The organism is Pseudomonas sp. Z4-7 (genome assembly GCF_051131965.1).
Classification (GTDB): Bacteria; Pseudomonadota; Gammaproteobacteria; order Pseudomonadales; family Pseudomonadaceae; genus Aquipseudomonas.
In genome coordinates this window covers 4,371,803-4,386,626 of sequence record NZ_CP071642.1, presented here as the reverse complement: position 1 = coordinate 4,386,626, position 14,824 = coordinate 4,371,803, and the positions used below count along the sequence as shown (strand labels likewise).

The following is a 14,824-nucleotide window of genomic DNA, read 5'->3' as shown; positions in this document are numbered from 1 at the left end:
ACGATTCAGGACGTCCTGCTCTCGCCCGAGTTGGCGCCCACCGGTTGAGAGCCATGCGTGTGAATTCAGCTCCTCTTGTCAGCATTGCCATCCCCGCGTACCGCCCACGCTTTTTCCGCCTCGCCTTGCTAAGCGCGCTCGAGCAGACCTACGAGAACCTGGAGATTGTCATCTGCGACGATTGCCGCACCGATGGCATCGAGCAGATTGTCCAGGAGCTTGGCGCGAACGCCAAGGTTGAGGTGCGTTACCTGCGCAACCCGACTCGGCTGGGGTTCCAGCAGAACCTGTTGCGCTGTCTGGAAGAGTCCCGGGGCGAGTTCATCAAGTTTCTGTGCGATGACGACCAGTTGCTGGCGTTCTGCGTCAGTCAACAGGCGGCCATCCTGCAGGAGCATGCGCACGTATCGCTTGTGATCAACAGGCATCATCTAATCGATGTAGATAACTATGCGTTGCCGGTCCGCCTTGAAAACACTGGCATCACGCAGTTCGATGCGTTGTTCAACGGTACCGACATGCTGGCGTATTTTGAAAAGAGCGCCCGTCAACTTCTCGGCGGTTTGAGTGGCGCATTGATGCGCCGCGCCGATGTCGAGGCCTTGTTACCGGCGCTGGCGCGGCCTGGCGAAGGCTTCGAGGCGGTCCTCGATTTTGCCTTGTTCATCTGCCTGTTGCGCCGGGGTCACCTGGTCCAACTGTTCGCCGAGGGAAGCGGCCAGCGCTTGCATCCGGATCGCCTGGCGCGTCAGGCCAAGATGCTCGAAGCGGCCACGGTGGAGATGACCTGGCTCAAGGAAATGCTCGCCCAGCGCAGTGGCGAACCGGCGCCCGCCAGTGGCTGGGTGCGTTACCAGCCACTGGGGCAGCCCAGGGAGCCTGGGGCGCCCGAATGGGAAGAACTCAACGCCTACGCGGTCATTGCGAATCGGCAGGGCGTCATCAACTCGCAAGTCGGCACTGACATCGAGAGCTACGCAGACCTCTATCCGCAGTGGTTGGCCTGTCGCCGTTTCAGTCCATCGCGCAAGCAAGTCTTGTCCCGGCAGATCGCCCGCTGGGCTTATCGACCGAAGATCGTTCCCGTCATCATCGACGAGCAGGACGATCCTTATGCGTTGGACATTACCCTGCAGAGTATCGCTGCCCAAGCCTATGCTTGCGAATCGGTGCTGCTGTTGTCCAATGGTCGCCAGGCTGTGGACAATCACGTCCTGCGTCTTGGCCTGCAAGCGGACTGGGCGCAGCAGCTCAACGGGCTGTTGCCTCAACTGGACGGTGCCGACTGGTTCTACCTGCTGCGAGCCGGCGATCGCTTGACCGAGTCAGCGCTGCTGATCATGGCCGATCGGATTGTCAGCTCGCCGGCTGCTGCCTGCCTCTACAGCGATGAAGGTGCGCTGGTGGATGACAAGGCGGTGGAGCCGATCTTCAAGCCCGACTTCAATCTCGACCTGATGCGCGGTTATCCCTATGTCGGTCGGACACTGGCTTTCGAGCGTGCCCGATTCCTGGCCTCGGGTGGATTCGATCCGAGCCTGGGCGAGCTGGCACCCCATGACTTGATCTGGCGGCTGGTGGAAACGGATGGGCCGCAGGTCATTGGCCACATTCCGGAAGTCCAGGTCGAGTCGACGTTTTCGTTCGCCCAATGGCTGTCGTTGCCGAAAGTCATCGAGCAAAACGCCGAATTGATTGGCGCTCATCTACAGCGTATTGGCGTGCCGCACCAGCTGCACCCTGGGCCGCTGCTGGCGTTGATTCCGCGCATTGAATACCTGTTCGCCGAGCGCCCCCTGGTGTCGATCATCATCAGCGTCAAGGATGGCCTGGGCGCGCTGGAGCGTTGCGTCAACAGCCTGATCAGTACGACTGCGTATCCACACTACGAAATCATCATTGTCGATAACGCCAGTGAAGATGCCGAGTTGCAGCATTGGCTGCGGGCAATGGCCGAGCTGGGCAGTGAAAAGTTGCGCATATTCACGCATTCCGAAAGTGCCAGCGAAGCGGTAATCCGCAACTTCGCCGCGCAACAGGCCCGCGGCGAATACCTGTTGTTGCTCAGCCCCAATTGCATCGTGCATGAGGCCGCCTGGCTGGACGAACTGCTCAATCAGGGTCAACGTCCTGAGGTCGGCATCGTCGGCCCTCGTACACTCAACCTGCAAGGCCGAGTCATCGACTCCGGCGTGATCATGGGAATGGGTGGGTTGGCGGGCAGGGCTTTCGTCAACGAATCGGTGACATCCGGCGGCTACATGCAACGCTTGCAGACGGTGCAGAACTGGAGCGCCGTCGGTGATCACTGCCTGTTGATACGCAAGCAGGTTCTGGAGGAAGTGGGCGGGTTCGATCAGAGCATTACGATACAGCGGATCAACTCGCTGGAGCTCTGCCAGCAGGTCGGTAAAAATGGTTACCTGATCGTCACCACGCCTCACAGTGATGTCGTGCTGGCGTCCGCGTCCGGCGTGGAAACCAGTGCTGATCCTGCGTGGAAGCAGCGGCTGGAGCACGAACAAGAGGCATTCTATCAGCGCTGGTTGCCCAAGATCGCCAACGATCCTGCCTACAACCGTAACTTGAGCCTGACCGGGAAAAGCTTCAGTCTTGAGCCTGGACCCCGCACCGGCTGGAATCCGTTGATCACCCGCAACGTCCCTTCGATCCTCGGGATGGCGGTCAATACCTCGGCGGTGGGGCATTACCGGGTCAGCCAACCGTTGTTCGAACTGGAAGCGGCGGGTCGAGTCGTGGGGCGTGTGGCCTACGATACGCCCTCGATCATCGACATCGAGCGCCAGTCACCGGATGTGGTCATCCTTCAGGGTCGCTATAACGTGAGTAAGTTCAAGGACATCACTCAAGTCAAGACTTACTCCAACGCCATGCGCATCTATGAATTGGATGACTACATCTCCCGGGTCCCGGAAAAAAACGAACATCGCCGCAACATGCCGGACAACCTTGATGACATGTTGCGCCGAGGGATCGCCCTGTGTGATCGGGTCGTGGTGTCCACCCATCCGCTGGCGGACGTCTTGTCGAGCATGCACCACGATATCCGCGTGGTGCCGAACATGCTGGCTGCCAGCCTGTGGAACCAACTCAGAAGCCGGCGTGCAACCTCCAGCAAGCCGCGTATCGGTTGGGGGGGCGGCACCAGCCACCGTGGCGACCTGGAGCTTATTGTCGATGTCGTTCGGGAATTGGCCGACGAAGTCGAATGGGTTTTCTTCGGCATGTGTCCGGATTTGCTCAAGCCCTATATCCATGAGTTTCACCCAGGCGTGAGCCTGGCGGATTATCCGGCGAAGCTGGCCAGCCTGAATCTCGACCTGGCCTTGGCGCCGCTGGAATTTCATATATTCAACGACTGCAAAAGCAACCTTCGCCTGCTGGAATACGGTGCGTGTGGCTATCCGGTCATCTGTTCGGATACCGAGGCTTACCGGGGGCACCTGCCTTGTACCCGGGTCCTCACCAACAGCACCGAAGAATGGCTGGAGGCCATCCGCATGCACCTGGCGGATCCGATTGCCAGTTACCGGATGGGCGACGAATTACGTGAAGTGGTGCTGCGCGACTTTATCTTGCGCGGCGATAACCTGCAGTACTGGGCCAATGGTTGGCTACCGGACTGATGAGTTTCAACCGCGAAACTCCCGGTACCGCCGATGCGGCCCCCACTCGTTAAGGAACGAATATGCAAAGCAATGCCCCAACAGGATCGACTGCGCCATTGAATGAACGGTTTACCCTGGTGCTGCTCGCTCATGACCAGTCGACTGCCCTGCGGCGGGCGTTGCGCCACTACCGCGACAGTTCGTTCGCGGTGCTGGTGATCGACTCATCGAGCCAGATCGCTGCGGATATCTCGGCAGCGTTCCCTGAAGTGCAATATTTGTATGCGCCCACGGCCATTGGTTTCGGCGACAAGGTTCGCCAGGCTGTCGAGCGAGTCGCCACGCCTTACCTGGCGATTGCCGATGCCGAAAGTTTCCTGCTGCCCCGAGCGCTCGAACAAGCGGTGAGTTTCCTCGAAGCACACGCAGAATACGGTGCCTGCCAAGGCTACAGCCTGGCATTCGAGGCCCATGCCGACCGTGTCGATTATTACGTGCTCGATCGCAAGGGCTGCGAGGATTATTCCGGCCTATCGGCCGAAGCCCGGCTGGCCGTGTTTGCCGAGGATTGCCCGTCGCTGGTGAATGCCGTCACCCGCACCGAAACCCTGCGGCACAGCAACGCTTCGTTGCCCGGCGGTTTTGATTCTCGGCTGCAGGAGGCCGGCCATTCCTATGGATTGGTGGCCGCTGCACGAGTTCGCTTGCTGGACGTCCCCTATGGTGTGCAGGAGCGCAGTCGCGTGGCGAAGCCGCAGGGCTCGGTCACCACGGCGCCTGGCTCCGTGGACTTGCGTGCGGTCGCTGAACAGGAACGCTTTGCCACGGCCTTGGCCAATGCCTTCGGCACGGACGCCACGGCGCGGGAACAGGCCAAGGCCATTGTCAAGAAGCTGGACGAGCGTTCGGTGCCGCAGCCCGGAAAACTGTTCGAGTCGACCTGGGATTCGCGGCGTGGCGAACCTGTTCGGCGTTTCGAACCGACGCAATACGTTGATTTGCCGTTCTATAACCAGTCTTTTTTTGACGTGCTCACCGCGCTGGAATTCCTGCTTCATGCGGCGCCAAGCGGGCAGGTGCAGTTGAAGGAGCTGGAAGCCGTCATGCTCAAGCAGAAGGAGCTGACTCGTCCCCAGCGCAACACCAGCGCCGAGCCGCTTGATCAACAGCTGGCGAGGGCTTTCCTGAGCTACGCCTTCAACCAGGATCTGGTAAAGCAACTGCATGAGGTCATGCAGGCAAAGGGTGACACGCGCTACGTGCAGATGATTCAGGCCTGGGAACAACGGCTCAAGGCGGCGGCATATGAAAATACCGCGAGGTTGTTCGACGCCACGCACTCCGGTCAATTGCTGCGCTGGCTCGAGGCGCGTGAACCGAGCGCCAGTGAAGCCCAGAAAGTGTCGAAGTACCTGGCTGCTCGCAACGGGGGGCCGACGTTTGGCATTTTGATCCTGGATCTGGAAGCCGACATCTTCAAGATGCAGGCCACCTTCGACAGCGTGATCAATGGCTATTGCCGGATGTTCAAGATTGTTGTGTTCACCACCGGTGACCTGCCGAGCGAGACCACGCCACAAAGCGTCCTGCATTTCGTCAAAGTCAACGAAAGCAATTACGTCGACAAAATCAATCAGGTTGTCAGTCAAAGCGATTGCGATTGGATGGTCATGGTCGAGGCCGGCGATGAATTGACACCCAGCGGCCTGTTTCGCGCGAGTGTGGAACTGCTGGCCGCACCGCAGTGCCAGGCCGTGGCAATGGATGAGTTCCAGCGCCAGCCCGACGGGACGCTGGCCGATGTCTTCCGGCCAGGGTTCAACCTTGACTTGCTGCAAAACGCCCCGGCCTTGATGGCCCGTCATTGGCTGGTACGCCGCGAGACGTTGGTAAAGCTCGGCGGTTATTCGCGCGAGTTCAAAAATGCGTTGGAGTTCGACCTGCTGTTGCGTTTGATCGAGCAGGACGGCCTGGAGGGGCTTGCCCACTTGGATGAACCTCTGCTGACTTGCCAGGCGGCGCCGGTGGAAGACAATGCCGACGAGCGCAAGACCTTGCTGCGTCACCTGGCGGTTCGTGGTTATCAAGCTGACGTGAGTGCAGTCGTGCCGGGCACGCACAAAATCGACTACCGCTTTGCCGAGCGCCCCCAGGTGTCGATCATCCTCCACGGTATTGGCGATCTGACGACGCTACAACGATGCCTGCTCAGCGTACTGCAGCGCACCCGATATCAGCGCTACGAAGTACTGGTCCCCACCGGGACGGAAAACCATTCCGTACTGCGCACCTGGCTCGATGGCCAGGGGCACCAGGCCAGTCGCGTTCGGTTATTGGATATCGACGCGGGCGTCGCGACGGGGACTTTGATCAACGCTGCCAGCCAGGAGGCCAAGGGCGACTATCTGGTGACACTGGCAGCCGACAGCGAAGTGGTCAACGTCAACTGGATCGAATCGCTGCTCAATCAGGCGTTGCGTCCGGAAGTGGGCGTGGTCGGCGCCAAGCTGGTCGAACGTGATGGGCGCATCACCCAGGCCGGCCTGATCCTGGGTCTGAATGACGAAGTCGGCTCGGCCTTCATCGGCGAGCCGAAGACCGCCAGGGGCTACATGAACAGGCTGGTGGTCGAGCAGAACTGTTCGGCGGTTTCTTTCGCCTGCCTGATGATTTCCAAGCAACTGTTCGAAGCGGCTGACGGCGTTGATACAGGACTGTTCGACGATGCCCTGGGTGACGTCGATCTCTGCCTGAGAGTCGACCAGGCCGGTTATTTGACGGTGTGGACGCCGCATGTGCAGGTGATCCAGCCCGGTGTGCTGGCGAGTACGGCTGAAGCGCTTGCGGCACTGCGTGAGAAGTGGGCCGGGGCATTCGCCCAGGATCGGTTCTACAACGGCAACCTGGCGTTGCAGGGCGCGGGTTTCGCTCTGGGACCGGTGCGCAACGTACCCTGGACCGGCTTGCTGAACTAACTTGTCGCCTTGCGGTAATGCTGTTCAGCCAAGGCTTGTCTGATCATTGTGGCGATTGCCTTGAGTGAACAACATTCATCGCCTTGCGGGGGGCTCCATTGATGAAGCCGGCAGGTAAAAACCTGCCGGCTTCGTTCCCGTATTACGCTGCCATCCCCGAGATTTCTTTCCGGTGTCCAATCCCTTTGTGGGAAATGACACGGCTTCGTTTGTCATGAAAAAATGCCCCTCCAGAACAAAACGGCGTGACGCATAGGTCATAAAGTGCATCTTCACTGTATTGTATTCCCCGGAGTGGAGGCCTGTCCGTTCGCCTGACAAGGCGTCCGCCCTTGGAAATCAACCATTTTGAAGCGCCCCCTGAGCTTTTGGGGGTGAACCTAGTCGCAGTACATGATCGGGAAGCCATGATGATTGGCATAAAAAGCATAGCGAGTTATGTGCCGACCGCTGGTGTGGATAACTACGCTCAGGGTGCCAAATTCGAGAAGGATGAAGAATTCATCCTTGGCAAGATTGGTTCAGCGTTCCTGCCGCGCAAAGACGCCGACCAGGAGACTTCGGACCTTTGTGTCGAAGCCGTGAACGCATTGTTCGCCAATAACCCGCAGCTTTCGCGCGAGTCGATCGACGCGTTGATCGTCGTCACCCAGAACGGCGATGAAGAGGGGTTGCCGCACACCGCCGCAATCGTGCAGGACAAGCTTGGCCTGCCGACCCATGTGGCGGCGTTCGATATATCGCTGGGCTGCTCGGGCTACGTCTACGGCATCTATGCCTTGAAAGGCTTCATGGAAGCTGCAGGGCTGAAGAACGGGCTGCTGGTTACAGCCGACCCGTATTCGAAAATCGTCGACCCTGAGGACCGCAACACCACCATGCTGTTCGGCGATGCAGCCACCGCCACTTGGATGGCCGAAGACGCCAGCTGGCAGTTGGGCAAGGCCAAGTTCGGCACAGACGGTTCCGGTGCGCCGCACCTGAAGGTCAGCGACGGAGTGTTTTTCATGAACGGTCGCCAGGTGTTCAACTTCGCTTTGCTGAAAGTACCGGCTCATTTGCACGAACTGTTGGCCGAGTCGTCGCTGCAACCCAGCGACATCGATGCGTTTTGCATCCACCAGGGCAGTGCGGCGATTGTCGATGCCGTGGCGCGGCGTTTCGAGGGCGAGCCTGAGAAATTCATCAAGGACATGGTCGAGACCGGCAATACCGTGTCGTCGAGCATTCCGCTGCTGCTGGAAAAGCACGTCCTGGATGCTGACTGGAAGCGCGTGGCAATCAGTGGTTTTGGTGTGGGCCTGTCGTGGGGCTCGGCGATTCTGTATCGCGATTGACCCATCACGTTCTTCTCAATAGCGCTTCAGGCTGGCCTGTGGCGCTATTTTTTTGCCCGCAGCTTTGTTCTGCGCTTTCTTGACGCCATTTTTCGGGCTTTTACTCGCCGCTAAGGCCTTGTTTTGCAAGGGGTGGCAGTCTGCTAGCAAATTTTTTGAAAAAAGCCCTCAAGCAAGTTCCTAATCCGACGATAACTATTACGAAGGTTCTCTAGGCCACACCCCGGCGGTTGCCAAGGGCCGGAAGCCGCAGTACCCAACCAACGAGGAATTCGTCATGGCTTTAACAGTAAACACCAACACCACATCGCTGAACGTTCAGAAGAACCTCAACCGTGCTTCCGACGCTCTCTCCACTTCGATGACTCGCCTGTCTTCCGGCCTGAAAATCAACAGCGCCAAAGACGACGCCGCCGGCCTGCAGATCGCTACCCGTATGACCTCGCAAATCCGCGGTCAGACCATGGCGATCAAAAACGCCAACGACGGTATCTCCATGGCGCAGACCGCTGAAGGCGCGATGCAAGAGCAGACCAACATTCTGCAACGTATGCGTGAACTGGCCATCCAGTCCCGTAACGATAGCAACAGCGCAGATGACCGTATCGCTCTGAACAAAGAGTTCTCGCAGATGAGCGACGAACTGACCCGTATCGCCAACAGCACCAACCTGAACGGCAAGAACCTGCTCGACGGTACCGCCAGCACCATGACCTTCCAGGTCGGCTCGAACACCGGTGCTGACAACCAGATCTCTCTGACTCTGAGCGCCAGCTTCGACGCTGCAGCCCTGGGTGTTGACTCGGCAATCACCATCGTTGGTTCCGACAGCGCTGTTGCTGAAACCAACTTCGCGTCGGCTATGGACGCAATCACCAGCGCCATCGACACCATCAACAGTGCTCGTGCCGACCTCGGTGCTGCACAAAACCGTTTCGCCAGCACCATCTCCAACCTGCAGAACATCAACGAAAACGCCAGTGCTGCACTGGGTCGCGTACAAGATACCGACTTCGCTGCTGAAACTGCACAACTGACCAAGCAGCAGACTCTGCAGCAAGCGTCTACCTCGGTTCTGGCCCAGGCCAACCAACTGCCATCCGCTGTACTGAAGCTGCTTCAGTAATAGCCGGATGAGTTTTAGCGGGGGAGTGCGCTTGCGTGCTCTCTCGCTTTTTCCGTTCAAGAGGTGATGGACATGGATATGAGCGTGAAGCTGAACTTGTCTTATCCAGCGGCGAAGCCGGCACCTACCGTGGCCGACAAGCCCGTGGAGAAGCCTCGAGCCGAGGTTGCTACCGTGACCCCGGTCAAGGAAGCACCTAAAGACGCTGCCGCCGAGCAGGACAAACTCAAGAAAGCCGTTCAGGAAATCGAGAACTTCGTCCAGTCGGTCAAGCGCAATCTGGAGTTCTCTATTGACGAGCCTTCAGGCAAAGTAGTGGTCAAAGTGATTGCCAGTGGTTCCGGTGAAGTGATTCGCCAGATTCCGAACGAAGAAGTCCTGAAACTGGCCAACAGTTTGAATGATGCAAACAGCTTGTTGTTCAGCGCCGAAGCCTGACAACCGGCACGAATTTTGTTGTTATGTTCTTTTGGGCGTGTAAAGGCCAAAAGGCCGGCGACATACTGAAGGGAGTCCCACATGGCAAGTCCAATTCTACCTGGCTTGGGTCTAGGCTCCGGCCTTGATACCGGCGCTATCGTCAAGGCGCTGGTCGATTCCGACAAGGCCGCCAAGCAAGGTCAGATCACCCGAGCGACGACGACGACTACCAACAGTATCTCCGGGGTGGGTACCCTGAAGTCGTTGTTGGCAGCTTTCAATACCGCCATGAAGGACTTGTCCAGCACAACGACCCCGCAATTCTCGGGTTTTGCTGCGACATCTTCAGCTCCCGGCGTTCTCACGGCTACCGCCAGTAACACGGCGGTGAATGGCACTTACGCCATCAAAGTCACCAACCTGGCCACTGCGTCCAAGGTCACTTCGGCGGCCTTCGCGGGTGGTACGACCAGTGCCATTCCCACGGGTACGATGACCATCTCGCAGGGGGGTAACAACTACAACCTCAATGTGCCGGATGGCTCCACCTTGCAATCGGTTCGCGACGCGATCAACGCCGACTCGTCGCTCAAGGCTGCCGGTGTCAGTGCGAACATCATCACCGACTCCTTCGGTTCGCGGCTGGTGCTGGGTTCGACCACGACCGGCGCAGGCTCCGATATTTCGGTGAGTGGTATTGCGGGGCTGGAGATCGATGGGACGAACATCGTGGGTGCCGGAGGGGCTGCGTTGACGGCTTCTTCGGCGGGCGCCATCGGTGCCCTGGCCAAAGATGCCAGCTTCACAGTCGATGGCATGCTGCTGACCAGCAAGAGCAATACAGTCAGCACGGCCATTTCCGGGCTGACGTTGAATCTGCTCGGAGTAGCGGACGGCGGCACTTCAACCGTTACCGTGGCGCCGAACAATGATGGCTTGAAAGCCTCGATCCAGAAATTTGTCGATGCCTATAACGCGGTCGCCAATAGCATTACCGCACTGACCAAGCCGTCGCTCGATGCCGATGGGAAGTTGACGGTGCCGGCAAAATTGACCGGCGATGCGTTGCCCCGCTCGCTGCTGGCGACGATTCGAACGCCCTTGTCTGAAACCGGCGCTGGCGACGCGCTGACGTCGCTGGCCCAGTTGGGTGTTACCACCGATCAAAAGACGGGTGCGTTGACCTTCGATGGCGTCAAATTCAGCGCAGCGATGAGCGATAAAAAGCTCAGCGGTGAAGTCCAGACGTTGTTCACGGGCACCAACGGCCTGCTGGAGCGCATGGGCAAGGCGATCGAACCCTTCAGCGAGAGGGGTGGTATCCTGGATCAGCGGACCACGACGCTGACCAGGACCCAGACCCGCCTGAAGAGCGATCAGGAGGCTCTGGATCGGCGGGTCGAGACCCTGACCGCTGTGCTGACTAAAAAGTACAACGATATGGACACCCTGGTCGGCAAGCTGAAGGCCACTGCCAGCAACATCACTTCGATGTTCGAGGCAATGACGGCGCAACAGAGAAACAGCTGATTTTTCACCGATGCAAAAAAAAGCCCGGCAACGTTTTGACAACGCTCCGGGCTTTCGGCTTTTCGGTCTAAAGTTTTTTGGCGCAGCGTCGATACGCTGTTTATACGAACCGAAGTTTTTTGATGAGGTAGAACATGAATCCGATGTTGGCCCTTCGCCAATACCAGAAGATTGGCGCCCAGGCGCAAACCTCCGAAGCCAGTCCCCATCGTCTTGTGCAGATGCTCATGGAAGGCGGGTTGGACCGTATCGCCCAGGCCAAGGGCGCCCTGGAGCGCAAGGATATTGCAAGCAGAGGCATTCTGATCAGCAAGGCCATCGGCATCGTCGGTGGCTTGCGTGAAGGCCTGGACCTGGAAAACCAGGCCGAGTCGGTCGCTGAATTAGATGCTCTTTACGCTTACATGATGAAACGTCTGGCCGAAGCCAACGTCAAGGCCGATCCGAAGATCCTCGACGAAGTCGCCGATCTGCTTCGCACGGTCAAGGAAGGCTGGGACGCCATTGCCGCACCTGGTCCGCAATTCTAAGGAGTGCTCTCATGAGTCTTGTCCTGCAGCGAATCGAACAAACCCGTGATGCCCTGGTTGGTGCCTTGGCTGAGCGTAATTGGGAAGCCATTGGTCAACTGGACCTGGCATGCCGTTCCTGCATGGAGGACGTCTTGAGCGAGTCCGAGGTGGACGAGGCGGCGTTGCGTAATAATCTTGAAGAACTGCTGGGGGTCTATCGCCAGTTGCTGGAAGCGGCAACGGGCGAGCGTCAGGCAATCGTGAGCGAAATGTCGCAGATTCATCAGGCGCAAAGCGCGGCGAAGGTTTATCACTTGTTCGGCTGATTTAATTTTCAGTTAATCCGAACAAAGTGCGCCATAAATTTGACTGTGCACGATTTTTTGACTTAACTAGTGGCTGTTTACAGATTTCAGGCGTCTACAGGCATGACAAGTCTGCAAGCGTCTAGCTTGCCCCCAAATTCCGGGCACTGAGTTGACTAGGGAAGTTGCTATTGCATGTGGCGTGAAACCAAAATTCTCCTGATCGATGACGATAGCGTCCGCCGCCGCGACCTGGCGGTGATCCTGAATTTTCTTGGCGAAGAAAATTTACCCTGCGGTAGCCATGATTGGCAGCAGGCTGTCGGCTCTCTGTCGTCCAGTCGTGAAGTCATTTGCGTCCTGATCGGGACGGTAAATGCTCCCGCGTCGCTTTTGGGCTTGCTAAAGACACTCTCGACCTGGGATGAGTTCCTTCCAGTTTTGCTGATGGGCGAAAATTCTTCTCTCGACCTGCCGGAAGACCAGCGCCGCCGGGTGCTTTCCACCCTGGAAATGCCGCCGAGCTACAGCAAATTGCTCGATTCGTTGCACCGCGCCCAGGTTTATCGCGAAATGTACGACCAGGCGCGTGAGCGCGGCCGGCATCGCGAACCCAACCTTTTCCGCAGCCTCGTCGGCACCAGCCGTGCCATCCAGCACGTGCGCCAGATGATGCAGCAGGTGGCCGACACCGACGCCAGCGTGCTGATCCTGGGCGAATCCGGTACCGGCAAGGAAGTGGTCGCGCGCAACCTGCATTACCATTCCAAGCGCCGCGAAGCGCCATTCGTGCCGGTCAACTGCGGGGCGATTCCCGCCGAGCTGCTCGAAAGTGAATTGTTCGGTCATGAGAAGGGCGCGTTCACCGGCGCGATCACCAGCCGCGCCGGGCGTTTCGAACTGGCCAACGGCGGCACGCTGTTCCTCGACGAAATCGGCGACATGCCGCTGCCGATGCAGGTCAAGCTGCTGCGCGTCTTGCAGGAGCGCACTTTCGAGCGCGTGGGCAGCAACAAGACCCAGAGCGTCGATGTGCGGATCATCGCCGCGACTCACAAGAATCTCGAGACCATGATCGAGGTCGGCAGCTTCCGCGAAGACCTTTATTACCGTCTCAATGTATTCCCGATCGAAATGGCGCCGCTGCGCGAGCGGGTCGAAGACATCCCGCTGTTGATGAACGAGCTGATCTCGCGCATGGAGCATGAGAAGCGTGGTTCGATCCGCTTCAACTCGGCGGCGATCATGTCCCTCTGCCGTCACGGCTGGCCGGGCAACGTCCGCGAGCTGGCCAACCTGGTGGAACGCATGGCGATAATGCACCCCTACGGTGTGATCGGCGTGAATGAGCTGCCGAAGAAATTCCGCTACGTCGATGACGAAGACGAGCAGATGGTCGACAGTCTGCGCAGCGACCTGGAGGAGCGGGTGGCGATCAACGGCCATACGCCGGATTTCACCACCAATGCCTTGCTGCCGCCGGAAGGCCTGGACCTCAAGGATTACCTGGGCGGCCTGGAGCAAGGGCTTATCCAGCAGGCTCTGGACGACGCCAACGGCATCGTCGCCCGCGCGGCAGAGCGCTTGCGCATTCGTCGAACCACCCTGGTGGAAAAGATGCGCAAGTACGGCATGAGCCGTCGCGAAGGAGATGAACAGGCGGATGATTGACGCCTGTTTTGCAACCGCCTGATTTTCAGGCGGTTTTTTTTCGGCACGGGTATTGCTACAGCTCTCTCAACGTTCCGTTTAACTGACGGTCAGCCAAGCGAGAGAGCACGATGACCCAAGCCGCCCTGATGTCTTCTGTCCCCGAGCCGGGACATATGCCGTCCGCCGAACAGGCTGGCCGGCTTGGACTTGAGCAGGCGTTTTCGCTGTTCAGCCAGATGTCCAGCCAGTTGACCGACTCCTACAGCCTGCTGGAAGCGCGGGTTACCGAGCTCAAGGGTGAGTTGGCGGTGGTCAGTGCCCAACGCATGCAGGAGTTGGCGGAAAAAGAACGCCTGGCCAACCGGCTGCAGAACCTGCTCGACCTCCTGCCCGGCGGCGTCATTGTCATCGATGCCCACGGCTTTGTGCGCGAAGCCAACCCGGCGGCGTGCGAGCTGCTTGGCCTGCCTCTGGAAGGCCAGCTCTGGCGGCACGTCATCGCTCGCTGCTTCGCGCCCCGCGAAGACGACGGCCACGAAGTTTCCCTGAAGGATGGTCGACGGTTGTCCATTTCGACCCGTTCGCTGGATGCCGAGCCCGGACAGTTGGTGCTGCTCAACGACCTGACCGAAACCCGTCACTTGCAGGACCAATTGGCCCGCCACGAGCGTCTGTCTTCCCTTGGGCGGATGGTCGCGTCGCTGGCCCATCAGATCCGTACGCCGCTGTCCGCTGCCTTGTTGTATGCCAGCCATCTGACCGAGCAGCAACTGCCGATGGAAACCCAGCAACGCTTTGCCGGCCGCTTGAAGGAGCGCTTGCATGAGCTGGAACACCAGGTGCGCGACATGCTGGTGTTCGCCCGTGGCGAGTTGCCGTTGACCGACCGCGTCGCGCCCAAGGTGCTGCTGCAGTCTTTGCAGGCCGCAGCATCGACCCATGTGCAGGGCGTGTCGATCCGCTGGCAGTGCGACAGCCATGCGGGCGAGGTGCTGTGCAACCGTGACACGCTGGTGGGCGCGGTATTAAATCTTATTGAAAACGCGATTCAGGCCAGTGACGTTGATGTCCGTCTGAAAGTGCACCTGTATACCCGCGACAACACCTTGCGCCTGTGTGTCAGCGACAGCGGCAGCGGTATCGAGCCGTCCGTGCTGGCACGTCTGGGCGAGCCATTTTTTACCACCAAGACCACTGGAACCGGCCTGGGTCTGACCGTGGTCAAGGCGGTGGCGCGTGCCCATCAGGGCGAATTGCGGCTGCGCTCGCGGCTGGGGCGCGGTACGTGCGCGACGGTGTGCTTGCCGCTGTTCTCCAGCGCGCAAGGGGTGGAGTGA

10 protein-coding genes are annotated in these 14,824 nt (G+C 59.0%); all 10 read left to right on the top strand.

All coding sequences use genetic code 11. From position 1 onward, the window contains the following. Positions 1 to 59 precede the first annotated feature (59 nt). On the top strand, positions 60 to 3,647 hold the full coding sequence (locus tag J3P91_RS19660; RefSeq protein WP_434605180.1) for a glycosyltransferase: 3,588 nt from the start codon (positions 60 to 62) through the stop codon (positions 3,645 to 3,647). Between the two features lie 62 nt (positions 3,648 to 3,709). After that, positions 3,710 to 6,604, top strand: a complete 2,895-nt coding sequence (locus tag J3P91_RS19655; RefSeq protein ID WP_434601471.1) for a TIGR00180 family glycosyltransferase — start codon at positions 3,710 to 3,712, stop codon at positions 6,602 to 6,604. A 410-nt stretch (positions 6,605 to 7,014) separates the two neighbouring features. Then, entirely contained in the window at positions 7,015 to 7,941 is a 927-nt protein-coding gene (locus J3P91_RS19650; RefSeq protein WP_411387478.1) for a ketoacyl-ACP synthase III, read from the top strand. Between the two features lie 277 nt (positions 7,942 to 8,218). Further along, positions 8,219 to 9,067, top strand: a complete 849-nt coding sequence (locus J3P91_RS19645) for a flagellin domain-containing protein (protein WP_411386813.1) — start codon at positions 8,219 to 8,221, stop codon at positions 9,065 to 9,067. 72 nt (positions 9,068 to 9,139) lie between these two features. Beyond that, entirely contained in the window at positions 9,140 to 9,505 is a 366-nt protein-coding gene (locus tag J3P91_RS19640) for a flagellar protein FlaG (protein ID WP_434601470.1), read from the top strand. 81 nt (positions 9,506 to 9,586) lie between these two features. Continuing rightward, on the top strand, positions 9,587 to 11,017 hold the full coding sequence (fliD, locus tag J3P91_RS19635; protein WP_434601469.1) for a flagellar filament capping protein FliD: 1,431 nt from the start codon (positions 9,587 to 9,589) through the stop codon (positions 11,015 to 11,017). 134 nt (positions 11,018 to 11,151) lie between these two features. Continuing rightward, positions 11,152 to 11,547 carry a flagellar export chaperone FliS gene (gene fliS, locus J3P91_RS19630; RefSeq protein WP_434601468.1) on the top strand — a complete coding sequence of 132 codons (396 nt, stop codon included), beginning with the start codon at positions 11,152 to 11,154 and terminating at the stop codon, positions 11,545 to 11,547. 11 nt (positions 11,548 to 11,558) lie between these two features. Then, positions 11,559 to 11,855, top strand: coding sequence for a flagellar protein FliT (locus J3P91_RS19625; RefSeq protein WP_434601467.1), 297 nt, complete (start codon positions 11,559 to 11,561; stop codon positions 11,853 to 11,855). A gap of 174 nt (positions 11,856 to 12,029) precedes the next feature. Further along, entirely contained in the window at positions 12,030 to 13,505 is a 1,476-nt protein-coding gene (locus tag J3P91_RS19620; protein ID WP_305499600.1) for a sigma-54 dependent transcriptional regulator, read from the top strand. Positions 13,506 to 13,615: 110 nt separating this feature from the next. Beyond that, entirely contained in the window at positions 13,616 to 14,824 is a 1,209-nt protein-coding gene (locus J3P91_RS19615; RefSeq protein ID WP_434601466.1) for a sensor histidine kinase, read from the top strand.